Genomic DNA, 22,956 nt, shown 5'->3' with positions numbered 1-22,956 from the left:
ACTGTCCACCAAACCGGGGACGGTCCAGCGTTGATGTCGCGGGTGGTATCGGTGCGGCTGAATCCTTGGTTGCTCAGGTGGTTCTGGGTTCTCCGGGCGGGTTGGTGGTGGTGCCGCGGTGGCTGTGGGGGGTCGCGGTGAGGGGGTGGCCGTGGCGGTCGGTGAAGGTCCAGGTGCCGCTGCGGCGGGTGATGGTGATCTCGCGTTGGTGGACGAGGTCGTGGTGGTGCCAACACAGCAGGATGCCCTGGGCGGTCGAGGTGGTGCCGTTGTGTTGCCACCACCATCGGGAGTGGTGGATCTCGCCGTAGCCGGGTGGTTCGTCGCACGCCGGGTATTGGCAGTGACGGTCTCGGGCGATGATTCCGCGGACCTGGTTGGCGGGGAAGATGCGTTTCTCGCGGCCGACGTCCAGGATCGTGGAGTCGGGTCCGAAGACGACGCGGGAGAGTTGGGAGCCGCATGCCAGGCGGGCCAGGAGCCCGGGCGCCAGTGGGGTGCCGTCGGGGAACGTCGCCGGTTCCAGGCCGCGGAGGGCCTCGTAGTCGAGACCGGTGGCCAGGGAATACTCGCCGTGGTCGCCGTGGTCGCCGTGGTCGCCGTGGTCGCCGTCGTCAGCGGGGTCGGCGGAGTGAGCGGCGTCGCCGTGGGGTTCGGCGGGGTCGCCGTGGGGCTCGGCGGATTCGGCGTGGGGTTCGGCGGGGTCGGCGTGGTGTTCGGCGGGTTGGTCGGGGTGGTGTGTCGTGGTGAGGGCGCGGAGGGTGTTCCAGGGGACGGTGACGGTCAGGTGGGGGCGGATGCGGGCGGAGGTGCCGTGGGTGCCGGTGTCGAGGGATTCGCGGGCGAGGCCGGTCAGGGCGGCGGCGCGGCGTTGGTTCGGGGTGCGTTGATCGTCTTGGCTCTTGCGGCCCATGTGGGCGGTCAGGGCTGTGTCCAGGGCCTGTCCGGAGGTGGTGGTGAGCCAGCCGGTGAGGTGGTAGCCGCCGGTGGTGGGGGCCAGGGAGAGTTCTTCCTTGCCGGTGTCCTCGCGCCAGGCGCGGTCGGCGGCCTCGGGGTCGGTGCGGATGGCCCAGGCGGCGACGAGTTTGGCGAATCGGTCGGCGTCGAGGGTCTGGGCGTGGGTGAGGAGGAAGGTCTCGCCGAGGTCGGGGTCGGTGAGTTGGTCTCGTAGTCGCTGGGTGCGGGTCGCGTCGCGGGCGAGGATGCGCAGGTGGTCGGTGCCGATCCGGCCGTGGGCCAGGGCGGTGGCGGTGGCGGGCAGGTGGTCGCGCAGGGCGCGTGATTCACGTACGCGGCGGGAGGTGGCCCCGGCGGCGGCGCCGGAGTGGTTCCGGAGCCAGGAGGTGAAGGTCCGGGCTCCCTGCAGTGCCCAGGATCCGTCGGCCTCGACCGCGGACAGGGCCCCGGCCCGGGCGCCCTCGAGTCGTCGTTGGGCCTGTTCGAGCTGGTCGACCAGCTCGATCACCATCGGTGCGGGAAGGTCCGCCCAGGACGTCTGGGCGAGCACCTCCAGGCCCTCGAGCACCGCCCCGGCCGCCGCCACCGTCGTGCCTGCTGCACCGGCCGCATCCGCGGTCGTGCCTGCTGCGCCGGCCGCTGTCACCGCTGCGCCGGCCGTGCTGCCGGCCGCATCCGCGCGGGCGGTATTGCCTGGCCCGGCCACGCGGGCCGCGCCGATCTCGCCGGCGGCGTCGTCGGCACCGGCCCCGATGCCCTCGCCGGGCGTGCTGCCGCCTCGAGCGGGCTGGGTGGGCTGTGGCTCCGACATCCTCATTCACCTCCGATGGTGGCTGATGACCCCATCGTACTAGAACGCATGTTCGATAACAAGGGGTTGGGGGCGGGCTCATCGGAATGAATCGCTCGCCCGTGGTGCCGGGAACGCTGCGAGCGTCGGCCCCGGCGCGGATGCCCCGGCGCGGATGCCCCGGCGCGGATGCCCCGCGCGGACACCGCTGTGCGGACGTCGCAGGTGCGGATATGCGCGGATGTCGCCGGTGTGGGCACCCCTGCGGGGCGCCGGTGCGGGTGCCGCGGGAGCGGCGCTACGGGAGGCCCCGGCCGGCGTCCTCCCGGACGCGCCGAACGGCACGTGTCGGACCGCCGCCGATCCCTCGCCTGGGCCTTCACAGTTCCTGCGTGCCGCCGCCGGTGCACGGGCGGGATCGCCGCCCGTCGAGTACCCTGGGGCCCAGCTCCTCGGCGATGAGACCCGGCATTCGCCGGCCCAGGGCCAGGAGTCCAACAATGACGTGGAGGTAGCAGGCGATGGTCGGTGCACAGGGCAAGGTCGTCGTCGGCTTCGACGCGTCGGACGAGAGCCGGGTCGCGTTGCAGTGGGCCATCGCCGTGGCGAACCGGCGGCAGGTGCCGCTCCTGGTGGTCCATGCCACGGGGCTCGAGGATCCGGGCCCCACGGTCTATCGCGCGGGCGTGGCCGTGATGTCGCAGCGGCGCGCCCAGGAGATCGCCGAGGACGGCGCGGCCATCGCGCGTCGGGAGGCCACGGTCGAGGTCGAGGCGGCCGGGGTCGAACGCGGCGCCGTCGCCGCGCTCGTCGACTACTCCGACGGCGCCGAACTGATCGTCGTGGGCAACCGCGGTCGGGGCCGGCTGCGCGGGGCGCTGCTGGGATCCGTCGCCTTCGACGTGACCACGCACGCCCGGTGCCCGGTCGCCGTGGTGCGCGGGTCGCTGCGGCCGCTGCCCTCGGCCGACATCCCCATCGTGGTGGGGATCGACGGCTCCGAGAACGGCGAAACCGCCCTCGATGAGGCCGCCCGCCTCGCCGCGGCGACCCAGTCCTACCTGCGGATCGCCGTCGCGTGGAGCACCCCGGGCCGGAATCTGTGGCGGAGTTCCTTCACCCACCACGAGGACGACGCCCGCGAGGGCGAAGGCGCCTCGGACAACCCGTGGACTAACAAGGCCCACGCCGAGAACGAGCAGGCGGACCGCCCCGCCACCGATGTCCCCGAGAGTGCCAGCGCCCTGGCGGAGCGTGCCGCCGAGCACGTCTCGTCGGCCCATCCCGGTCTCCGGGTCGAGCTCGTCGTCGCCGAGGGGCGGGCGGAGGAGGTCATCGTCGATGCGGCCGACGGCGCGAGCCTCATCGTGGTCGGAGCGCGCGGCCGCGGCGACTTCGCGAGCCTCATGCTCGGATCGGTGAGTCGCGACGTGATCCAGCACGCCGAATGCGCGGTGTACGTGGTGCGTTGAGCAGGGACGGCGCCCGCTCACTCGTCATCGTCGAGTATGGACGGCGCCTGCTCGCCCGTCCTTGTCGACTTGGGACGGCGGCCGGGCGCCCTGCGTTGTCGAGTGCGGACGGCGGCCGGTCGCCCTCGGTCCAGGAGTCGCGGCGGCTCTACTCGTCGTCGGTGTTGAAGAGGCGGCGTCGGGCGCTGAGCAGCTCGGTCTCGGGCCGTGCGGCCACGAGCCGTTCGAGGTGGTCGATCACCTCGACCACGTGGCCGGCGTCCGCGGCGCAGGCGGCGGCCCCGACGAGTGCGCGCCGGTGCAGGTCCAGGTGGCCCACCTCGGCGACGCTCACCTCGAAGCGCCGCCGCACCTCCGCGATGAGGGGCCGCACCACCGACCGCTTCTCCTTGAGTGAGTGCACGTCGCCGAGCAGCAGGTCGAATTCGATCGCACCGATCCACATGCAGTCAGCATCGCATCCGAGGCATCGCCGCGCCGGCCGATGGGACCGGCCGAAGTGGTGCCGACCGATGGGGCCGGTCGACGTGGTGCCGGCTGAAGCGGTGCCGGCGGATGGGGCCGGCCGAAGTGGTGCCGACGGGTGGGCGCGCCCGAGGCTCCGTCGACGAATGGGCGCGCTCGAACCGGCGCTGGCTGAAGCGGTGCCGGCTGATGGGGCCGGTCGACGTGGTGCCGGCCTATGGGGCCGGTCGAAGCGGTGCCGGCCGATGGGGCCGGCCGAAGCAGCGCCGGCCGATGGGGCCGGCCGGAGCGGTGCCGGCGGATGGGACCGGTCGGAGCGGTGCCGGTCGACGTGGTGCCGGCCGAAGTGGTGCCCGCGGATGGGGTGCCTCGTGCGGGATCCTGGCAGGATGGCCGGATGCGCAATCTACTCGGTGACCCCGATCCGACCCTCCTGCCGGCCGAGGAGGATTCCGCGGCCCGGGCCGACCTCACGGCCGGACGGTCCGCCCGTGAGGTTGCCGCCGCCCACCCCGCGGTCTCGTATCCGTGGTCGCTCCTCGCCCGTGCCGCCCTCGCCGAGGACGACGTGATCGCCGGGTACGCGTTCGCCCGCACCGGGTACCACCGCGGCCTCGACGCCCTGCGGCGCTCCGGCTGGAAGGGGCACGGCCCCGTTCCAGCGAGCCACGTGCCGAACCGGGGATTCCTCAGCTGCCTGCTCAGTCTTGAGGCGGCGGCCGCCGCCATCGGCGAGCACGACGAGGCCGAGCGGTGCCGCATCTTCGCCCGTGACTGCGACCCGGAGGCAGCTTCCCTCCTCGCCTGACGCGGCACCCTCCGTGCCTGACGTGAACGGCGATGCGCGGCTGCCGGCGGCACCCGAGTCGGGGACGGCCGGCGCCTCGCCCGGGCGCACGGAGGCGAGCAGGCCGTCGACGATGAACTGACTGGCGAAGCAGGCGTCTCCCGGGCGCACGGAGGCGAGCAGGCCGTCGACGATGAACTGACTGGCGAAGCAGCCGTCTCCCGGGCGCACGGAGGCGAGTCCCGTTCGAGGGGCGCCAGGAGCAGCAGGTGTAGGCGTCTCCCGGGCGCGCGGAGGCGAGCCCAGGTGGTACCGGGCCGTCGAGCGCCGCGGCAGGTCTCGCCCGTGCGCTCGGGCCGCCCGGACACCACCGGCGACGCCGCGAACCGGGACACGGCGCGCCCGGGCCCGCCGGACGCCCGGGTCGGCTGGGCGCTCGAGCCGGCTGGGCACGCGGAGGCGCGCCCGGACGCTCGGCCGGCCGGGCGTCGTCCATAGGCCGATGACGGGGCGATCCCGAGGCTCGCCGCCGAGGCCTCGACGGGCGGCCTCGACGGGCGGCCTCGACGAGCGGCCCCGATCGGGCCTGATATCGTTGTCAGAATCAGGCGACGACGTCGCCTCAGTGTTGAGGAGAGATCAGTAGTGGGTTATTCATATTCCGAATCGAGCCCGCCGGGCGCCGGTATCCGGCGGCGCGGACTCGCAGTGATCGCGGCCCTCGGCCTGGCCGCCACCGGCGTCGCCGGCGTGGTGCTCGCGCCGGCGACGAGCGCGGCTACGGTCGACGACGGGGACTACGCGGGCCTCGTCAACCCGTTCGTGGGAACGGAGGACGAGGGCAACGCCTACCCGGGCGCCGTCGTCCCGTTCGGGATGGTGCAGCTGAGCCCGGACAACACGAGCACGTACGGATCGACCTCCTACAGCAACCGCGCCGGCCGGGTGTGGGGCTTCAGCCACCGCCACGTCAACAGCGCGGGCTGCCCGGCCGCCGGGGAGGTGCTCGTCACCCCGAGCACGACCGAGGTGCCGATCACCACCAAGCGGTTCCTCGGCCTGAAGAACCAGGCGGAGACCGAGCGGGCGAGCGCCGGCTACTACACGGCCCTCCTCGAGAACGACGTGACCGCCGAACTCACCGCCACCGAACGCACGGGCGTGCACCGCTACACGTTCGGCGAGGGGGACAGCGGTCACGTCTCGATCAACGTGGGCCAGACCCTCAACTCGACCCACGAGAGCAGCATCACCTGGGTCGACGACCGCACCGTCGAGGGGCAGCTCACCACGAGCGGCTTCTGCTGGGGCACCCCGAAGACCACCTACTACTTCAGCGCCACCTTCGACCGTGACGCCGAGAGCGTCGGAACATGGGGCAACGAAGGCGGCTACAACGCCGGCAGTGAGTCGAGTGAGGTCGCCGGCGGGAACAACGGCGCGGTGGCGACGTTCGACACGAGCACCGACGACACGGTGGAGCTGACGGTCGGGGTCTCCTTCGTCGACCTCGACGGGGCCCGCGCCAACCGCGAGGCCGAGGGCGTCTCCGGCGGCGAGCGCGTCAGCTTCGACGAGGCCCACGCGCAGGCCGTCGGCGCGTGGAACGAGGCGCTCGGCCGCTTCGACGTCACGATGCCCGACGAGGACCAGCTGCCGATCTTCTACACCCAGGCGTACAAGAGCCTGCTGTCGCCGATCATCGGCAGCGACGTCGACGGGCGCTACCGCGGCCTCGACGCCGAGGTGCACCAGGCCGACGGCTGGACGTACTACCAGCGCTTCTCCCTGTGGGACACCTACCGGACCCAGGCCACGGTGCACGGGCTGTTCGAGCACGACCGCGCCACCGACATCGCCCGGTCGATGTACCGGGCCCGCGTCGAGGGCGGCTGGCTTCCCCGCTGGTCGCTCGACATGGTCGAGACCACGGTGATGGCCGGCGACCCGGCCAGCCCCTGGGTCGCGGAGAACTTCGCGCTCGGGACCGTGCCGGACGACATCGCCGAGGAGTTCTGGGACTACCTGGTCGAGAACGCCACGACCGCGCCGCCCGCCGACGTCGACTCCCCCGGGCGTCAGAGCGCCGAGTTCTACCTCGAGAACGGCCACATCCCGTTCTACTTCGAGAACGAGCCGGGCCTCGGCCAGGAGTACGAGGAGTACCGCCACGGCGGCTCGGCGACCATGGAGTTCGCCCACTCGGACGCCGCGATCGGCGCGGCCGCCTACCGCACCGGGCACGATGCCGACGCGGACGCGTTCCTCGAGCGCGGCACGAACTGGGCGAGGCTGTGGAACCCCGAGGTCTCCCTCACCGGCGGATTCACCGGTGTCGTCAACGCCGTGACCCCCGCGGGTGAGTTCGTCTCCGCCCCCGAGAAGTCGAGCGTGCAGCAGAGCGGCTTCCACGAGGGCACGCCCTGGCACTACCAGTGGATGGTTCCCCAGGACGTGACCGGCCTCATCGAGGCCATGGGCGGTGAGGAGTCGTTCGTCGAGCGGCTCGACTACTACGTGAACATCCCCGCCCTGCGGGAGAACCCGGGCGCCTCGCCGTCGACGTGGGCCCGCGGCGGCAGCGACTACTACTCGAGCATCGGCTACAACCCCGGCAACGAGCCCATGCTCGGAACGCCGTGGCTGTACAACTACGTCGGCCAGCCCGCCAAGGCGGGCGACGTGCTCGCCTCCCAGCTCAACCGGTTCCCGAACACCCCGGGCGGCGGAGTCGGCAACGACGACCTCGGCACCATGTCCTCCTGGTACGTGCTCGCCTCCCTCGGCATCTACCCGGTGCAGCCCGGCTCGGGGATCATGGCGCTCAACGCGCCGCGGGTCGAGGCGGCGACCGTGACGCTCGACAACGGTGCGACGATCGAGATCGCCGCTCCCGGGGCGAGCTCGAGCGAGCCGCGCTACATCTCCTCCCTCACCGTCGACGGCGTGGATCACTCCGCGACGTGGGTGGATGTGAGCGAGCTTCAGGACGGCGCCCGGCTCGAGTTCACGCTGAGCGAGAGCCCCGAGGGGCTCACCTGGGGAACGGCCCCCGCAGACCGGATCCCGTCGGTCTCCGATCCGCTCCGAGCCGAACTCGAGCTGACCGGGCTGGTCGACGGGGACCTGGCCGCCACGGCGGGGGAGGACCTGACCGCGGACCTCGCCCGCGCGGGCGTGTCGGTGATCTCCGGCCCGGCGCCGGCGGACGGCGCGGTGCCCGTCGAGGGCACGATCGAGTGGAGCACCGGGGACACGTCCCCAGTCACGGTCGCAGGCCAGGACGGGGCGTGGGTCCTGTCCACCTCGGCCCGCTTCGAGGAGGCCGGAACCCATGAGGGCGTGCTCACCGTGAGCAGCGGCCTCGACACCCCCGCGTTCGCGCCGGCGGCGTTCGAGCCGGAGACCCTCCGGGTCTCGGTCGTGGTCGAACCGGCCGACGGCGGTTCCGACGGCTCTGACAGCTCGGACGGCTCGGACGGCTCGGACGGCACCGATGGTTCCGATGGCAGCGATGGTTCGGACGGTTCCGACGGCAGCGATGGTTCTGACGGCACCGACGGCACCGATGGTTCCGATGGTTCGGACGGCGCTGACGGCTCGGACGACAGCGCCGGTTCTGACGGCAGCGATGGTTCCGATGGTTCTGACGGCGCTGACGGCTCGGACGACAGCGCCGGTTCTGACGGCAGCGACGGTTCCGACGGCTCTGACGGCAGCGACGGTTCCGACGGCAGCGATGGTTCCGATGGTTCGGACGGCTCTGACGGCTCTGACGGCACCGATGGCACTGATGGCACTGACAGCGCTGCTGGCGCTGATGGTTCCGACGGCACTAACGGTGGCGACGGCACCGATGGCTCCGACGGCGCCGACGCGCCCGACCCCGGCGCCGATCCGCTGCCCGACACCGGTGCGCCGGTGGGGGCGACGCTCCTCGCGGTGCTCGCCCTCATCGGTGCGGGCGTGCTGGCGCGCGCCTGGACGCTGAGGCGAGCGGGCGTCGTCCATAAGTAGGACGAACCCGACGCTCGAGGCCGGCGGGGCCGATATCCCAACAGGGGTGTCGGCCCCGTCGGCTACGCTGTCCCAGGCGGGAGCCACCTCCATCTTCCCGCCCGGAAGGGAAGATCAATGCCGGCAGTAGTGGTGCTCGGGGCACAGTGGGGCGACGAGGGCAAGGGGAAGGCCACCGATCAGCTCGGCTCGCGCGTCGACTACGTGGTCAAGTTCAACGGCGGGAACAACGCCGGCCACACCGTGGTGGTGGGCGACCAGAAGTACGCGCTCCACCTGCTCCCCTCGGGGATCCTCTCGCCCGGCTGCACGCCGGTCATCGGGAACGGAGTGGTGGTCGATCTCGAGGTGCTCTTCTCCGAGCTCGAGGGCCTCAACTCCCGGGGCGTCGACACCTCCCGGCTGCTCGTCTCCTCGTCGGCGCACGTGATCCCCTCATACAATCGCACGCTCGACAAGGTGACCGAACGGTTCCTCGGCAAGCGGCAGATCGGCACGACGGGGCGCGGCATCGGGCCCACGTACGCCGACAAGATGAACCGGGTCGGCATCCGCATCTCCGACATCTTCGACGAGGGCATCCTGCGCGAGAAGGTCGAGGGCGCCCTCGACCAGAAGAACCAGATCCTGGTCAAGATCTACAACCGGCGCGCCTCCGTCGTCGACGAGGTCGTCGACGAACTGCTCGCCTTCGCCGACCGGGTGCGGCCGATGGTCGCCGACACCTCGCTCGTGCTGAACGAGGCCCTCGACGCCGGCAAGAACGTGGTGTTCGAGGCCGGACAGGCCACGATGCTCGACGTCGACCACGGCACGTACCCGTTCGTCACGTCCTCCTCGGCCACCGCCGCCGGGGCGTGCACCGGGTCGGGCATCGGGCCCACGCGCATCGACCGAGTGGTCGGCGTGATCAAGGCCTACACCACGCGGGTGGGCGAGGGGCCCTTCCCCACCGAACTCCACGACGAGATGGGCGACCTCCTGCGCAACAGCGGGGGCGAGTTCGGCGTGACCACGGGGCGCCCGCGCCGCACCGGCTGGTACGACGCCGTGATCGCCCGGTATGCGAGCCGCGTCAACGGGCTGACCGACTTCGTGCTCACCAAGCTCGACGTGCTCACCGGGCACCAGACGATCCCGGTGTGCGTGGCCTATGACGTCGACGGCGTGCGCCACGACGAGATGCCGGTCGACCAGACCGCCTTCCACCACGCGAAGCCGATCTACGAGGAGCTCCCGGGCTGGTCCGAGGACATCTCCGGGGTGCGCTCCTTCGACGACCTGCCCGCCGCGGCCCGCGACTACGTGCTCGCGCTCGAGGAGATGAGCGGCTGCCGGATGTCCTCGATCGGGGTCGGTCCGGACCGCGAGGCCACGATCGTGCGGCACGACCTGCTCGGCTGACCTGCTCGGCCGGCCTGCTCGGCCGGCCTGCCCGGCCGGCCTGCCCGGTGGGTCAGGCCGTCGCGGCGACGTGCGCGCGGGTGGTCACGGGCACACCGGCCGTGAGGTTGTCGAGCACGGGGCACTGCGCCTCGACCACCCGGATGAGCTCCGCGTAGGCCTCCTCGGTCTCGGGACCGGTGAGGGTCAGGTCGAGTTCGATGTCCTGGAAGCCGGCGCGGACGGCGGGGTCGACCCCGAAGAAGCCGCGCAGGTCGAGGGTGCCGTGGGCGTCCACCGCGACCGTGTCGACCGTGAGGCCGAGCTTGGCCGCCCAGACCCGCACGGTGATCACCTGGCAGGCCGAGAGTGCGGCGAGCAGGTGCTCGACCGGGTTGGCGCCGGTGTCCTCGCCCCCGAGGGCCGGCGGCTCGTCGATGGTGAACTCGTGCCGGCCGGCGGTGATGTCCACCGCCGTGTTCGTGCCGGGGGTGAGGCGGGATTCCGTGCGGAAGCCGACCCGGGCCGGTGCCCCCGCAGCGAGCTGCTCGGTGGTCTGCTTGGCGAGGTCGGGAAGGTCGATCGTCGTGGTTGTCATGGCGAGCAGCGTGGCCGACGAGCGGGGGCGCGTGCGAGCGGGCGTCGGGAGGTCTCAGAGCCTGACACGTAGTCCAGGAAATGAGACACCAGCGACTACCCTTGGTGCTCGTGAGAATCCTGGTCATCGGTTCCGGCGCCCGTGAGCACGCCCTCGTCCACGCCCTGACGCGCGACCCCTCGGTCACCGAGATCGTCGCCGCCCCGGGGAACCCGGGCATCGCCGCGCAGGCCCGTGCGGTGCCCGTGGACGCGAACTCGCCCGACGACGTCGCCGCGCTCGCCGAGCAGGTGCGCCCCGACCTCGTGATCATCGGCCCGGAGGCCCCGCTCGTGGCAGGCGTCGCCGACGCCGTCCGCGCCGCGGGCTTTCCCGTGTTCGGCCCGGATGGGGCAGCCGCGCGGCTCGAGGGGTCGAAGGCCTTCGCCAAGGACGTGATGGCCGCGGCCGGGGTGCCCACCGCCATGGCGCGGGTGTGCACGAGCGAGGAGGAGGCCCGCGATGCCCTCGATGCCTTCGGCGCCCCGCACGTGGTCAAGGACGACGGGCTCGCGGCCGGCAAGGGGGTCGTGGTGACCTCCGACCACGACGCGGCACTCGAGCATGCGCGCGGCTGCCTCGAGGGCGGGGTCGTGATCGAGGAGTTCCTCGACGGGCCCGAGATCTCGCTGTTCTGCCTCTCCGACGGTGTGACGGTCGTCCCGCTCGCGCCGGCGCAGGACTTCAAGCGGCTGCTGGACGGCGACGCCGGGCCCAACACCGGCGGCATGGGCGCCTACTCGCCGCTGCCGTGGGCCCCGGACGACCTGACCGAGCAGGTGGTGGAGCGGGTCGCCCTGCCCACGGTGCAGGAGTTGGCGCGCCGCGGCACCCCGTTCGTGGGATTGCTCTACTGCGGGCTGGCGCTCACCTCGCGGGGCCTGCGGGTGATCGAGTTCAACGCCCGGTTCGGGGATCCGGAGACCCAGGTCGTGCTCGCCCGGCTGCTCACCCCGCTCGCGGGCCCACTGCTCGCCGCCGCCACCGGCACGCTCGGCGATATCGAACCGCTGCGGTGGGCGGACGGGGCCGCCGTCACCGTCGTGCTCGCCAGTCCCGGCTATCCCGATGCGCCCCGCACGGGCGACGTGATCAGCGGGATCGAGCGCGCCGAGTCGCTGCCGGGCGTGCACGTGCTGCACGCCGGAACGGCGTCTGACGGCGCTGACGGCGCTGACGGCCCTGATGGTGCTGACGGCGCTGACGGCGCTGATGGTGCCGACGCAGGTACCGCGGGCGGCGAGGCCGACAGCGTGCGCTCGGCGGGCGGGCGCGTGCTCTCGGTCGTCGGTACCGGTGCGGACCTGGCCGCGGCCCGTGCCGCCGCCTATGCGGGCGTGGCCGAGATCGCCTGGCCGGGGATGCAGTACCGCACCGACATCGCCGCCCAGGTCGTGTGACGGGGAGCCGCCCGACCTGGGTCCTTTGGACCTTGTGGGGTCGCGCTGCGAGTACCCAGCTCCAGGGGGTGGCGGACCTGGGTCCCTTCGACCCTGCAGGAGGGGGCTGAACGTACCCAGCTCCAGGGCCCGCCCGATCTGGGTCCTTTCGACCAGGTGGGGTCGCGCTGCGGGTACCCAGCCGCAGCAGCCGGCCGAGCACGGAGGTCGATCCCGAGGGGCCGGCCTACCGCGCCGGCTTCTCGTAGGTGATCGTGCGGGCCGCGTTCACGAATCCGGCCGAGCCGTAGAACTTGCCGGCACCCGAGGGGTTGTCGGCGTCGACGTCGAGACCGAGGGTGGTGAAGCCGCCGGCCGCGCGCACGGCCGCCACCACGGAGTTGAGCACCGCGCGGCCGAGCCCGTTGCCCTGCGCCGCGGCGCGGGTGCCCACGAGCTCCAGGTATGCCTCCCCGGGCACGGTGCTCGAGACCATGCCGTAGGCGAGCACCTCGCCGTCGCGTTCCACGATCCGTGACAGGTCCGGGCGGAAGCCGGCCGAGGTCATGAACTGGTTCCACTTCTCCGCGGACGCGGGCCCGGATCCCCAGTGCGTGCGGAAGGCGTCGTTGTGCGCGAGCCGGGTCGCCTCCGAGTCGGCCGGCGTGAACTCCCGGGTGCGGGAGTCCTCGCTCGCCTCACCGCTCAGGTCGTGCGACATCTCGAAGAAGTAGCGGACGGCCGAATAGTCGTGATCGACCAGGAGGTCGATGCTCGGCTGATCGGTCGAGCTCGCGACCGCGGTGAGCACCAGTGGCACGGCCGGAAGTCGGGCCGTCGCGAGCTCGATGGCGACCGGCTCGGCGAGTTCGAGCAGCGCACTGGAGATCCCCCGGCCGCGCAGATCCGGGTGCACCCCCGAATCGATGTCGGCCGCGTTGATACCGTCGTGGCGCGGGTGATCACGCACCGCGACCGTGGCGAACGCGACGAGCGAGCCCCCGGACCACCTCCCCCATGTCTGGCGGGCCGGGTCGAACGTGGAGCTCGGGGCGAGGGCCTCGACCATCTCCTGCTCCGTCGGCTTCCACAGCAGGCCGCTCACCTCGTTGATCCGGCGGCGCAGGCTCGCCCATTCGCCGGCGTGATCGATGGTGAGCGGGCTGGTGGTCAATGACACGATCGGTCCTCGAGGGCGGGGAGGTGGGAGCCTCAAGAATGTCACGCCCGGGGGATCGCGATCAATGAGAATCCAACGCGCTGCAGCCGCTTCCCGGGCTCGCGGTGACCTCCTCGCGGGGGAGGTCACGCTCCCGCGAGGAGGTGGTCGATCTATTGCGGAGGTGGCCGATCCTTCCCGCCGCCCCTCACCTCACGCGAGTCGCACCGGAACGAGCGCCCCGCCGCGCACGAGGTCGCGCACCGTGGTCCGCTCATCCAGGGCCCGCAGTCGCAGCGCCCCGCCGGGCAGGCCGAACCACGGCGGCACGAGTTCGGCCTGCACCGGAACCGCGAGCCGGGAGATGAACACGACGCGGGTGGCCCCCGCGCCCGTCGCCGTCGAGGGCAGCGACCGGGACTCGAGTGGTGCCTGCCAACCGTAGATGTAGAGCCCGTCGAGCGTGCCGATCCGGTCGAAGAGGAGTCCGGGGGCCAGATCGGTCGCGATGCCGCCGGGCCCGGCCGCCCGGATGCGGGCCGCCAGCGCGGAGAGCGCGGGGGCCGCCGCCTGCATCCGGGCGGCCGCATCGGGGGCGGGCAGCGGCAGCGGAGGCGGGAGGGGAGACATCACGTAATCCCACACCAGACGGCACATCTGCGCCGGGGTGCCGTCGCCCAGCCGCACGGACTGGCCGTAGTCCGTCAACTCCGCGGTGGCCACGGCGTGCCCGATCGGCCGGATCACCACGGCGCCCTCGAAGTACGGGTGGACCTCGCCCGGCAGGCGCACCGCGCCGCGCGGCACCCCCGCCCGGTCGAGTGCCTCGCGCAGCCGCGCGTATTCGGCCAGCGGATCCTGCCACGGCAGCCAGGTGGGCCAGTGTTCCCGCGAGCGCGGGTGCCGCATCAGCTCGGCGAGCCAGTGCTCCGCCGGCGGGTGGGGCGCGAGCCCGGGATCTCCGGGCACGAGCATCGAGGGGCCCGCCGCGTTCCACCAGGGGCGCTGCCCGAAGTTCGCCGTGAATTCGGCGGGGCCGTCGGCGGGCACGTCGATCCGGGCGCTGAGCCAGGCGCCCCGCGCCGGGGAGGTCATCGCCTCGCGGAGCCGGCCGAACGCCTCGACCGCGTCGTCACCGAGGGGGTGTCTCCCCGCGGGGGTGTACAACCGTCCGGCGTGGTCGGAGCCCGCCTGCGACCACTCCGCCGAGACCGCCTCGCCCGCTTCACCGGCGGGCTGCGCGTCCGCCTGGGACCGGACGGCCGCGGCGAGGGCGCCGATGAGGGCGGGGTCGGCTGCGGGCATGCGGTCGATCGTACTGGCTCACCGGTGGCAGAATCCTGTACGTGACAGCTCCTCAACTGCCCGGCTGGCGGCACGTGTACTCCGGCAAGGTCCGCGATCTGTACGAGCCGACCGACGGTCCCGCGGACGTCGTGCTCGTCGTCGCCTCCGACCGCATCAGCGCCTACGACGTCATCCTTCCGACCGAGATCCCGGGCAAGGGCGTCGTGCTCACGGCGTTGAGCACGTGGTGGTTCGAGCGGATGGAGCCGATCATCGGCAACCACCTCCTCAGCCTCGACGTGCCGGCCGCCGTGGCCGGGCGCGCGATGATCTGCCGCCGCCTCGACATGGTGCCGATCGAATGCGTCGCCCGCGGCTACCTCACCGGCTCCGGCCTGGTCGAGTACCGCGCCACGTCGAGCGTGTGCGGGGTCGCTTTGCCGGAGGGTCTGGACGACGGCGCTCGCCTTCCCGAGCCGATCTTCACCCCCGCGTCGAAGGCCGCCGTGGGGGACCACGACGAGAACGTGTCCTTCGAGGTCGTCTCCGCCCGGGTGGGCGAGGAGCTGGCGAGCCGGCTGCGGGAGGTGACGCTCGCCGTCTATACGCGTGCGGCCGAGATCTCGGCCGAGCGGGGCATCCTCCTGGCGGACACGAAGTTCGAGTTCGGGATGGACGCCACCGGTTCCCTGCTCCTCGGCGACGAGGTGCTCACGCCGGACTCGTCCCGCTACTGGCCCGCGGATCAGTGGCAGGTGGGCCGTGCTCAGCCCTCCTTCGACAAGCAGTACGTGCGCGACTGGCTCACCCGCGACTCGGGCTGGGACCGCGCGAGCGAGACCCCGCCGCCGGAGCTTCCCGCCGGCGTGGTCGAGGCGACCCGCGCCCGCTACCTCGAGGCGTACGAGCGCATCACGGGCTCACCCCTTCCCCTCTAAGGCTTCCCGGGCCGGCGAACGGTGGATTCGGCCCCTCGGCGACCGGATCGGGTGGCCGAATCCACCGTTCGGCTTCTCAGCGCGACGAGCATGGCGCATGCTGGAGGCATGTCACGCTGGTCGCTGTGGTCGGAGGATTCGTTCCTGAGCATCGGGAGCCGGGGGTCGGTGCTTTCGGTCGGGTCGGTCGGATCGGCCGGTTCGGTGTGCTCGATCGGGTCCTCGCTCTCGCTGCTGAGCATCGCGAGCAACCTGAGCGTCGCCTCCCTCATGTCGAACCTCGGCGTCGGTGCCGTCATGGCCGGCCGCGGCGTCGGCGGCGTGCTCGGCGAGGCGAGGCCCGGGCCGCACGCCCGGCGGACGGCGTGCCTGGCCGCGCTCACCGGTGCGGCCGTCGTTCTCACGCTCGCGCGCCGAGGCCGCTAGCAGGCCCGCGACCGGCGCACAGCCCTACCAGCCGCGTCGCTCCCACTCGTCCAGGGATCCGCGCTCGGCCCCGAGGGTCGTGTCGTCGCCGTGCCCGGGATGGACCACGGCCTCGTCGGGCAGCTCATCGAACAGTGTGGCGCGCACGCCCGCGAGCAGCGAGGCGAACGCCGCCGGGTCCCCATGGGTGTTGCCGACCCCGCCCGGGAAGAGCGAGTCGCCGGTGAACGCGTGGGGTGTGGCGCCGTCGGGCCGGTGGATGAGCGCGATCGACCCGGGCGTGTGGCCCACGAGACTCACGACCGCCAGCGGCACATCGCCGACCATGACCACGTCACCGCCGGTGACCGCCCGATCCACGATGACCGAGGTCTGGGCCGTGATCTCCGCCGCATCCGCCGCGCCCGCGACGACCGCGGCGTCCGTCGCCCGCACGACCGCCGCGAGCGCGCGGTGGTGATCCCAGTGCGCGTGCGTCGTGACCACGGTCGCGAGCGCGCCGAGCCCGATCGCCTCGAGCAGGACGTCGGGTTCGGCGGCGGCGTCGATGAGCGCCCGCTCGCCACTGCGCACGCATTCGAGCAGGTAGGCGTTGTTGTTCATGGCGTAGTCCACGGCGATCTTCGTGATCCGAAGCCCGCCGGACGTCGTCGTCACCGGGGCGTCGCCCGGCCGCAGCGAAGGGAACATGCGCCCAGCGTAGGCGGTTCGGCTCCAACGGCTCGGAGCATGGACGACGAGCCCGCCCCCGTAGCCCGCGGCGGTAGGCTGGGCGCGCCCACCGAAAACGCATAACGCAGGAGCCCTCAATGCCCCGTCTGATCGTCGAGGTCATGCCGAAGCCGGAGATTCTGGACCCGCAGGGGAAGGCGGTCGCCGGGTCGCTGCCCCGCCTCGGCTTCGCCGATTTCGCCTCGGTTCGCCAGGGGAAGCGGTTCGAGCTCGAGGTCGCCGGCGAGGTGACCGAGGAACTGCTCGCCACCGCCCGTCGCGCCGCGGAAGAGGTGCTCTCCAACCCCGTGATCGAGGACGTGGTCGCGGTGTACGAGCAGGTCGAGCAGTGACGGCCCGCATCGGGGTCATCACCTTCCCCGGCACGCTGGACGATCGCGACGCCGCCCGCGCCGCGCGCTTCGCCGGCGCCGAGGCCGTGAACCTGTGGCACGCCGACTCCGGCCTCGCCGGGGTCGACGCCGTGGTGCTGCCCGGCGGCTTCTCCTACGGCGACTACCTCCGGGCCGGCGCGCTGAGCAGCCTCACCCCGATCATGGGCTCGGTGATCGATGCGGCCCGCGGCGGCCTGCCCGTGCTCGGCATCTGCAACGGCTTCCAGATCCTGTGCGAGGCCGGGCTGCTCGCCGGGGCCATGGTCAACAACGAGAAGCTCTCCTTCCTGTGCCGCGACCAGCGCCTGCGCATCGACAACGCGGACACCCCGTGGACCCGCGACTTCACGCTCGGCGACGAATTCGTGGTGCCGCTGAAGAACCAGGAGGGCCAGTTCATCGCGGACGAGGCGACCCTCGCCGAGCTCGAGGGCGAGGGCCGCGTGGTCTTCCGGTACGTCGACAACCCGAACGGCTCCCGGAACGACATCGCGGGCATCACGAACGCCGCCGGGAACGTCGTGGGCCTCATGCCCCACCCCGAGCACGCGATCGAGCCCGGCTTCGGCCCGGGCACCGACGGGCTGCGAGTGTTCACCTCGGTCCTCGACTCCCTCCTCGCCCACGCGTGAGCGAACCGGCCCCCTCGGCGCTCGATCCGGACGGTCCCGCCCCGTCCGGATCCGAGGCCACGCCCTCGGTTCGGATGTGGACCGACGGCGCCTGCAAGGGCAACCCCGGCCCCGGCGGCTGGGGGGTGCTCATGCGCTACGGCGGGCACACGAAGGAACTCTTCGGCGGCGAGGCCGTGACCACGAACAACCGGATGGAGCTGAGCGCCGTCATCCGCGGCCTCGAGTCCCTCACGAGGCCGAGCCGGGTCGAGCTGCACATCGACTCCTCCTACGTCATGAACGGCATGACCAAGTGGATCCACGGCTGGAAGCGGAACGGCTGGCGCACCGCCTCGAAGCAGCCGGTCAAGAACGCCGAGCTGTGGCGCGAGCTCGAGAAGCTCGTCGAGGTCCACGACGTGCACTGGACCTGGGTCAAGGGCCACGCCGGCGACCCCGGCAACGAGCGGGCCGACCAACTCGCCAACCTCGGCGTCGACGAGATCCGCCGCTCCTAGGTGCCGCGGTCCGCTCGTCCGCGTCGTCGTGTCCGGATCGTTAGGTGGGCTCGGCCCGCGGCCGACCACGCCTCGCGTAGCCTGACCGGACCGAGCACTACGACGAAGGAGTCGCCATGGTCGTCAGCGTCATTCCGATCGGGTGGGCGCGCCGACTCCTCACGGCGGCCGCACTCGTCCTCGTCGCGGCCGGTTGCCAGGCGTCCTCGGCGGGCGGCACCGAGTTGCCGAACGGGCTGCAGGTTCCCCGTTCGAGCGGAGGCACGCCGGGTGTCGGCGACGGCGCGCTGCTCGAGGGGCGGATCGTCGATCGCGACGGCTGCCTGGCGGTCGAGAGCGAACTCGACGGATCCGTGGCCATCCCCGTCTTCGACGTCGAGGATCCCCGCCCGGACCGCCTCGCCCCGGGGGGCGGGGTCGCGTTCGGCGGCGGTTTCCAGCCGCCGCACGACTCCTTCGACATTCCGTCCGCCTGTGCGGGCGAGGACGAGTACTTCCTCGTCGTCATGGAGTGAGCACGCGCCAGGAGGTCCCGGTGTCACGGGCAGGGGTCACCGAGAACGTCTCGCGGCCGGTGGTGACAGCGGTGGCCCGATCTCTTGGGGCAATACTGCCTATGGGCTGCACTCGGGCTGGCGATACGATCCGACAACGCCCTCGGGATCTACATCGCGACGAACTGATGTCTCCTCCATCTCGAACGGGCGACACCGCCCCACGGCGGCGACGTAGACGGCTGTGGTGGGGCTCGGCCGGCCTGCTGGTCATCGGCCTCGTGGTTGCAGGCACGTACGTGTTGACCGTTGGCGTCGCCTGGCGTGCCCGGGTGCCTGTGGTTCAAGCGAGCCTCCTCGAACCAGAGGTCCTCGGTCTCGTGGTCGACACCTGCAACGAGGGCCCTGAGGTCGACCTCCTGGAGGAGGATGATGAGGCGGTCCGTGTGGCCGTCGTCTCCACACGGACCTTCGGTGGCTCGGGCAGCGGCGACTGCCAGGATCTGCTCGAGGTCCACCTGAATGCGTCTCTGGATGAGCGGCTCGTGGTCGTTGCGATCTCCGGTGATCTGCTCACCGTCGAATCCAGGTGACCTGCCGACCTGAACCGGGCGCATTCGGGCCTGAGGTCGAGTGCCGACGCCCGCCGGGTCGTCGGCGCCGGCACCCTCAGTGCGGTCGAAGCCTATGGACGGCGCCCGTGAAGTTCGGTTTCCGGCCCCACCCCGCGTAGGTGAACCCGTCCGGGGTCTCGGTCACGTTCACCTCGACCCGGCCGGGCAGGAGCACGGGAGCGGCGAACTCGGTCGTCCACGCGAACGACTCGCCCCGGCGCGGACCCACGAGCGCGAGCGCCCGGGAGGCGGTGTACATGCCGTGCGCGATCGCCCGCGGGAACCCGAACGCCTTGGCCGACAGCGACGAGAGGTGGATCGGGTTGACGTCGCCGGAGACCTTGGCGTATTCGCGGCCGACCCCCGCCCCGAGCTCCCAACGGGCCGTCACCGGGAGCTCGCCCGGCTCCTGACGCACGGGCTCCGGCGCCGCCTCGAGACCCTCGAGCCGCACGCCCTTGGCCAGGTAGGTCGAGACGCCGCGCCACGCGGGCTGGGGATCGGTGTCGCCCGTCTCGGTCACCTCGACCACGAGATCGACCTGCGTGCCCCGGTGATGCGGCCGCCGGTTCCGCGACCACGCCCGCACCGTGAGCGCGTCGGTCAGGTCGAGCGGTCGGGCGACCTCCACCCGATTGGCGATGTGGACCATCCCCAGCAGCGGCAGCGGGAAGTCGTGCCGGGCCATCACCTGCACCGCGAGCGGGAAGCCGAGCACGTGCACGAACCCGGCCGGCAGCACGTCCCGGCCCGACTCGCCCACCAGGTGCTGGTAGCGGGTGAGTCGCGCGGGATCCACGCCGACGTCGTCCACGCGGTAGACCACGTTCGGCAGCAGCTGCGGCCGATCGGTGCGCAGCATCGCCGCGCGCGCCGAGCGCCCGAGCGCCGCGCCGTAGAGGGAGGCGAGGCTCGGCAGCGCCGGGAGCACGGTGTCACTCGCGCCGCCCGTCCCGTGTGTGCCGGTCCGGCCGTTCGTGTCCACCGGCCGTCACCGCCCCACGAGGTTCTGCCCGCACACCCGCAGCGTCTGCCCCGTGATGCCGCCCGCGCCCGGCGAGACGAGGAACGCGACCGCCTCGGCCACGTCGATCGGCCGGCCGCCCTGCTGGAGGGAGTTGACGCGCCGGGCGATCTGCCGCGGGATCGGCGGGATCTTCGCGGTCATGTCGGTCTCGATGAACCCCGGGGCCACGGCGTTCGCGGTGCCGCCGGTGCCCGCCAGCCGCGGCGCGAGCGCCTCGGTCATCGCGATGACGGCCGCCTTCGAATAGCCGTAGTTCGTCTGGCCGCGGTTGCCGGCGATCCCCGAGGTCGAGGCGAGCGCGGCGAGCCGCAGCCCGTCCGGGGCGAGGTCGGTGCGCGTGAGCAGGTGCTCGTTCATCGCGAGCTGCGCGGCGATGTTCACGCCGATGACGGCATCCCACTGCTCGGCGCTCATGTTCGCGAGCAGCTTGTCGCGCAGCACCCCGGCATTGTGGACGACGATGTCGAGCCTCCCGTAGCGGGCGCTCGCCAGGTCCGCGATCCGCCGACCCGCCTCGGGGGAGGTGATGTCGAGCTGGAGCGCGGTGCCCCCGATCCGGTTCATCACGGCGGCGAGCGACTCCCCGGCGGCCGTCACGTCGACGCCGATGACGTGGGCGCCGTCGCGGGCGAGCACGCGCGCGATCGCCTCGCCGATGCCCCGGGCCGCGCCCGTGACCACGGCGACGCGCCCGGCGAGGGGGAGGGCGTCGTCCGCAGGCTCGTGCCCCCGGCCGGTGGACACCTCGAGCAGCTGGCCGTCGACGAACGCCGAGCGGGTGGACAGGAGGAAGGCGAGCGTGGCGGACACCGAGGGGGAGTCGGCGTAGGCGCCGGCGGCGAGCACGATCCCGTTCGCGGTCGCCCCGGCGCGCAGCTCCTTCGCCAGCGAGCGGAGCATGCCGGCCACCCCGCCCTGGGCGGCGGCCCACGTGGGAGCCGCGTCGCCCTGGGCGTCGGCGGGATCGCGGGAGATCGAGACGATCCGGCCGTGCGGAGCGAGCGAGCGGAGCATCCCGCCGATCGCGAGGGTGATCTCCCCGGCCTCCTGCGGGGCGGACAACGCGGTGAACACCGGCACGATCGCGGCCACGCGGGGCGAACCGTCCTGCGGGGCGGTGCGGCGCACGTCGAGGCCCCGGTCGAGCAGCATGGTCGCGACCGAGTCCGCGTCGTCGCCGGAGCCGAGCACGACGACCGGGCCGTCGGCCGCGGGCCGCGCGGGGCCGGCGTCGAAGCCCTGCCGGCGCAGCGGCACGGGGCGGGGGAGGCCGAGGGCCTTGGCGAGCTTCGCGGCCGGACCGGAGTTGACGAGGTCGAGGTACGTGTCGCTCACTGGTCTACCTTCCTTGTGTCAGCGTTCTTCGATAGGACGCTGATGCACCCCGGGTGCTGCCGGGCCATCGCCCAGCTCGCTCGACACTGTTGATGTCCAGCATGAGATCTGCGAGGTCTGGTGGCTGCCCGGGACGTGTGGACCGTCGATAGGGCTGAGCGCCAAACCCGGTGACGGGGGCGAGCGCCGATCAGTGAGCGAACCGGCAGACACGTCCCGGCTCCCACAGCACCGTGAGACGAGGGCGCCTCCCCACTGGTACGAGCAGCAAGGAGGCTGACATGAAGTCTGCCAACACACCCACCCATGAACAAACCCTGTGCCTGCCCGAGGAACCTCCCGGCGACGTGACCGCCGGTCTGGACTGGGCCCGTGACGACCACGCGGTCAGCGTGGTAGATCATCGCGGCCGTGAAATCGACCGATGCATGATCGAACACACCGCGGAGGGGCTGCGCGCCCTGCTCACCTTCCTGGCCCGCAACAACGCCACCGAAGTCGCGATCGAACGCCCCGACGGACCCGTGATCGACACGCTGCTGGACGCCGGCATCACCGTGGTCGTGATCAGCCCGAACCAAGTCAAGAACATCCGACGCCGATACGGCTCCTCCGGCAACAAGGACGACCGGTTCGACGCGTTCGTCCTCGCCGACACGCTCCGCACCGACCGGGCACGACTGCGCCCGCTCGTCCCGGACCGAGACGACACGATAGCTCTGCGCCGGGCATGCCGTGCACGCAAGGACCTCATCGCCCACCGCATCGCGACCGGAAACCAGCTGCGCGCGCACCTGCGCAACGCACTGCCCGCCACAATCGGACTGTTCAAGGACATCGACTCCGACATAGCTCTGTCGTTCCTGGAACGCTTCGACACCCAAGACAAGCTGGACTGGCTCACCCCCACCAGACTCGGCACCTGGCTCGCAAACAGGGATACTCCGGACGCACCAGCCACCGTGCTGCACACGAAGATCCTCGCCGCACCCCGCGGACCCGAAGGTGACTTCGCCACAGCCCTGGCCACGATCACCGCCAGCCACGTCGCCGTCCTGCGCACCCTCCAGGCCCAGACCCGCACCCTGGAGAAGCACATCGATCAGCAGCTGACCACCCACCCCGACGCGCACATCTTCACCAGCCTGCCCCGATCCGGGCGCGTCCGCGCCGCCCGACTGCTCGCCGAGATCGGCGACTGCCGCTCCCGATTCCCCACCCCCGAAGCACTCATCTGCCTCGCCGGAGCAGCACCATCGACCCGCCAATCCGGGAGGATCCGCGTCGTCGGATTCCGTTGGTCCTGCGACAAACAACTCCGCGACGCCGTCACCGACTTCGCCGCCGACAGCATCAAAGCCAACCCATGGGCCGCGCACCTCTACCAACAAGCCAGAACCAGAGGCCACGACCACCCCCACGCCGTCCGAATCCTCGCCCGAGCATGGCTCACCATCATCTGGCACTGCTGGCAAGACCACGTCCCATACAACCCCAGCAAACACCGAGCACTCCAGCCCTACCTCACCCCCGAAAACAAGGCGGCTTGAC

Annotated in this window: 21 protein-coding genes; 13 read left to right on the top strand and 8 right to left on the bottom strand. The window is 72.1% G+C overall.

Annotation, left to right across the window (positions count from 1 at the left end; genetic code table 11):
- Positions 1–73: 73 nt before the first annotated feature.
- Positions 74–1,768, bottom strand: a complete 1,695-nt coding sequence (locus GCE65_RS14925; protein WP_194928732.1) for an HNH endonuclease signature motif containing protein — start codon at positions 1,766–1,768, stop codon at positions 74–76.
- Between the two features lie 500 nt (positions 1,769–2,268).
- Here GCE65_RS14925 and GCE65_RS14920 point away from each other — a divergent pair, with 500 nt between their 5' ends.
- Entirely contained in the window at positions 2,269–3,219 is a 951-nt protein-coding gene (locus GCE65_RS14920) for a universal stress protein (protein WP_153878925.1), read from the top strand.
- Positions 3,220–3,367: 148 nt separating this feature from the next.
- Here the strand turns inward: GCE65_RS14920 and GCE65_RS14915 are convergent, their stop codons facing one another.
- Entirely contained in the window at positions 3,368–3,664 is a 297-nt protein-coding gene (locus GCE65_RS14915; protein ID WP_153878924.1) for a DUF503 domain-containing protein, read from the bottom strand.
- 417 nt (positions 3,665–4,081) lie between these two features.
- Between GCE65_RS14915 and GCE65_RS14910 the strand changes: the two genes are divergently transcribed.
- From GCE65_RS14910 to GCE65_RS14900, 3 genes are all read left to right on the top strand, one after another.
- Positions 4,082–4,492 (top strand): DUF3151 domain-containing protein, encoded by a 411-nt coding sequence (locus GCE65_RS14910; RefSeq protein WP_153878923.1) that lies wholly within the window; start codon positions 4,082–4,084, stop codon positions 4,490–4,492.
- A 624-nt stretch (positions 4,493–5,116) separates the two neighbouring features.
- Positions 5,117–8,488: a GH92 family glycosyl hydrolase gene (locus tag GCE65_RS14905; RefSeq protein WP_153878922.1), complete on the top strand. Its 3,372-nt coding sequence runs from the start codon at positions 5,117–5,119 to the stop codon at positions 8,486–8,488.
- Between the two features lie 117 nt (positions 8,489–8,605).
- Positions 8,606–9,892, top strand: a complete 1,287-nt coding sequence (locus tag GCE65_RS14900; protein WP_152910469.1) for an adenylosuccinate synthase — start codon at positions 8,606–8,608, stop codon at positions 9,890–9,892.
- A gap of 52 nt (positions 9,893–9,944) precedes the next feature.
- On the opposite strand, the gene GCE65_RS14895 is transcribed toward GCE65_RS14900, so the two are convergent.
- Positions 9,945–10,469 carry an OsmC family protein gene (locus tag GCE65_RS14895; RefSeq protein WP_153878921.1) on the bottom strand — a complete coding sequence of 175 codons (525 nt, stop codon included), beginning with the start codon at positions 10,467–10,469 and terminating at the stop codon, positions 9,945–9,947.
- A 110-nt stretch (positions 10,470–10,579) separates the two neighbouring features.
- Between GCE65_RS14895 and purD the strand changes: the two genes are divergently transcribed.
- Positions 10,580–11,908, top strand: coding sequence for a phosphoribosylamine--glycine ligase (gene purD / locus GCE65_RS14890; protein ID WP_153878920.1), 1,329 nt, complete (start codon positions 10,580–10,582; stop codon positions 11,906–11,908).
- A gap of 226 nt (positions 11,909–12,134) precedes the next feature.
- On the opposite strand, the gene GCE65_RS14885 is transcribed toward purD, so the two are convergent.
- Together GCE65_RS14885 and GCE65_RS14880 are read right to left on the bottom strand one after the other, a co-directional pair.
- Complete coding sequence (locus GCE65_RS14885) at positions 12,135–13,067, bottom strand: GNAT family N-acetyltransferase (protein ID WP_153878919.1); 933 nt, start codon at positions 13,065–13,067, stop codon at positions 12,135–12,137.
- Positions 13,068–13,259: 192 nt separating this feature from the next.
- Positions 13,260–14,351: a TNT domain-containing protein gene (locus GCE65_RS14880; RefSeq protein WP_153878918.1), complete on the bottom strand. Its 1,092-nt coding sequence runs from the start codon at positions 14,349–14,351 to the stop codon at positions 13,260–13,262.
- Positions 14,352–14,392: 41 nt separating this feature from the next.
- On the opposite strand from GCE65_RS14880, the gene GCE65_RS14875 reads away from it, so the two are divergent.
- Positions 14,393–15,271, top strand: coding sequence for a phosphoribosylaminoimidazolesuccinocarboxamide synthase (locus GCE65_RS14875; RefSeq protein ID WP_228759994.1), 879 nt, complete (start codon positions 14,393–14,395; stop codon positions 15,269–15,271).
- 108 nt (positions 15,272–15,379) lie between these two features.
- On the top strand, positions 15,380–15,697 hold the full coding sequence (locus GCE65_RS14870; protein ID WP_228759993.1) for a hypothetical protein: 318 nt from the start codon (positions 15,380–15,382) through the stop codon (positions 15,695–15,697).
- A gap of 24 nt (positions 15,698–15,721) precedes the next feature.
- Here GCE65_RS14870 and GCE65_RS14865 read toward each other — a convergent pair whose 3' ends face one another.
- A complete protein-coding gene (locus GCE65_RS14865; protein WP_153878916.1) occupies positions 15,722–16,387 on the bottom strand; it encodes an MBL fold metallo-hydrolase in 666 nt (221 codons plus the stop codon).
- A gap of 119 nt (positions 16,388–16,506) precedes the next feature.
- On the opposite strand from GCE65_RS14865, the gene purS reads away from it, so the two are divergent.
- From purS to GCE65_RS14840, 5 genes are all read left to right on the top strand, one after another.
- Positions 16,507–16,761: a phosphoribosylformylglycinamidine synthase subunit PurS gene (gene purS / locus GCE65_RS14860; protein ID WP_152910477.1), complete on the top strand. Its 255-nt coding sequence runs from the start codon at positions 16,507–16,509 to the stop codon at positions 16,759–16,761.
- On the top strand, positions 16,758–17,435 hold the full coding sequence (gene purQ, locus GCE65_RS14855) for a phosphoribosylformylglycinamidine synthase subunit PurQ (RefSeq protein WP_153878915.1): 678 nt from the start codon (positions 16,758–16,760) through the stop codon (positions 17,433–17,435). Before purS ends, purQ begins: the two co-directional genes overlap by 4 nt.
- Positions 17,436–17,509: 74 nt before the next feature.
- Entirely contained in the window at positions 17,510–17,935 is a 426-nt protein-coding gene (rnhA, locus tag GCE65_RS14850; RefSeq protein ID WP_153879306.1) for a ribonuclease HI, read from the top strand.
- 116 nt (positions 17,936–18,051) lie between these two features.
- Complete coding sequence (locus GCE65_RS14845; RefSeq protein ID WP_153878914.1) at positions 18,052–18,450, top strand: hypothetical protein; 399 nt, start codon at positions 18,052–18,054, stop codon at positions 18,448–18,450.
- Between the two features lie 260 nt (positions 18,451–18,710).
- Positions 18,711–19,022, top strand: coding sequence for a hypothetical protein (locus tag GCE65_RS14840; RefSeq protein WP_153878913.1), 312 nt, complete (start codon positions 18,711–18,713; stop codon positions 19,020–19,022).
- A gap of 76 nt (positions 19,023–19,098) precedes the next feature.
- Here the strand turns inward: GCE65_RS14840 and GCE65_RS14835 are convergent, their stop codons facing one another.
- Together GCE65_RS14835 and GCE65_RS14830 are read right to left on the bottom strand one after the other, a co-directional pair.
- Positions 19,099–20,028 carry a MaoC/PaaZ C-terminal domain-containing protein gene (locus tag GCE65_RS14835; RefSeq protein ID WP_228759992.1) on the bottom strand — a complete coding sequence of 310 codons (930 nt, stop codon included), beginning with the start codon at positions 20,026–20,028 and terminating at the stop codon, positions 19,099–19,101.
- 6 nt (positions 20,029–20,034) lie between these two features.
- A complete protein-coding gene (locus tag GCE65_RS14830) occupies positions 20,035–21,405 on the bottom strand; it encodes a 3-oxoacyl-ACP reductase (RefSeq protein WP_153878912.1) in 1,371 nt (456 codons plus the stop codon).
- Positions 21,406–21,686: 281 nt separating this feature from the next.
- Here GCE65_RS14830 and GCE65_RS14825 point away from each other — a divergent pair, with 281 nt between their 5' ends.
- Positions 21,687–22,955, top strand: coding sequence for an IS110 family transposase (locus GCE65_RS14825; RefSeq protein WP_153878911.1), 1,269 nt, complete (start codon positions 21,687–21,689; stop codon positions 22,953–22,955).
- The last annotated feature ends 1 nt before the right edge of the window (position 22,956 follow it).

Origin of the sequence: Pseudactinotalea sp. HY158 (genome assembly GCF_009660225.1) — a bacterium.
Classification (GTDB): Bacteria; Actinomycetota; Actinomycetes; order Actinomycetales; family Beutenbergiaceae; genus HY158.
This window is presented reverse-complemented; position numbering and strand designations above follow the sequence as displayed.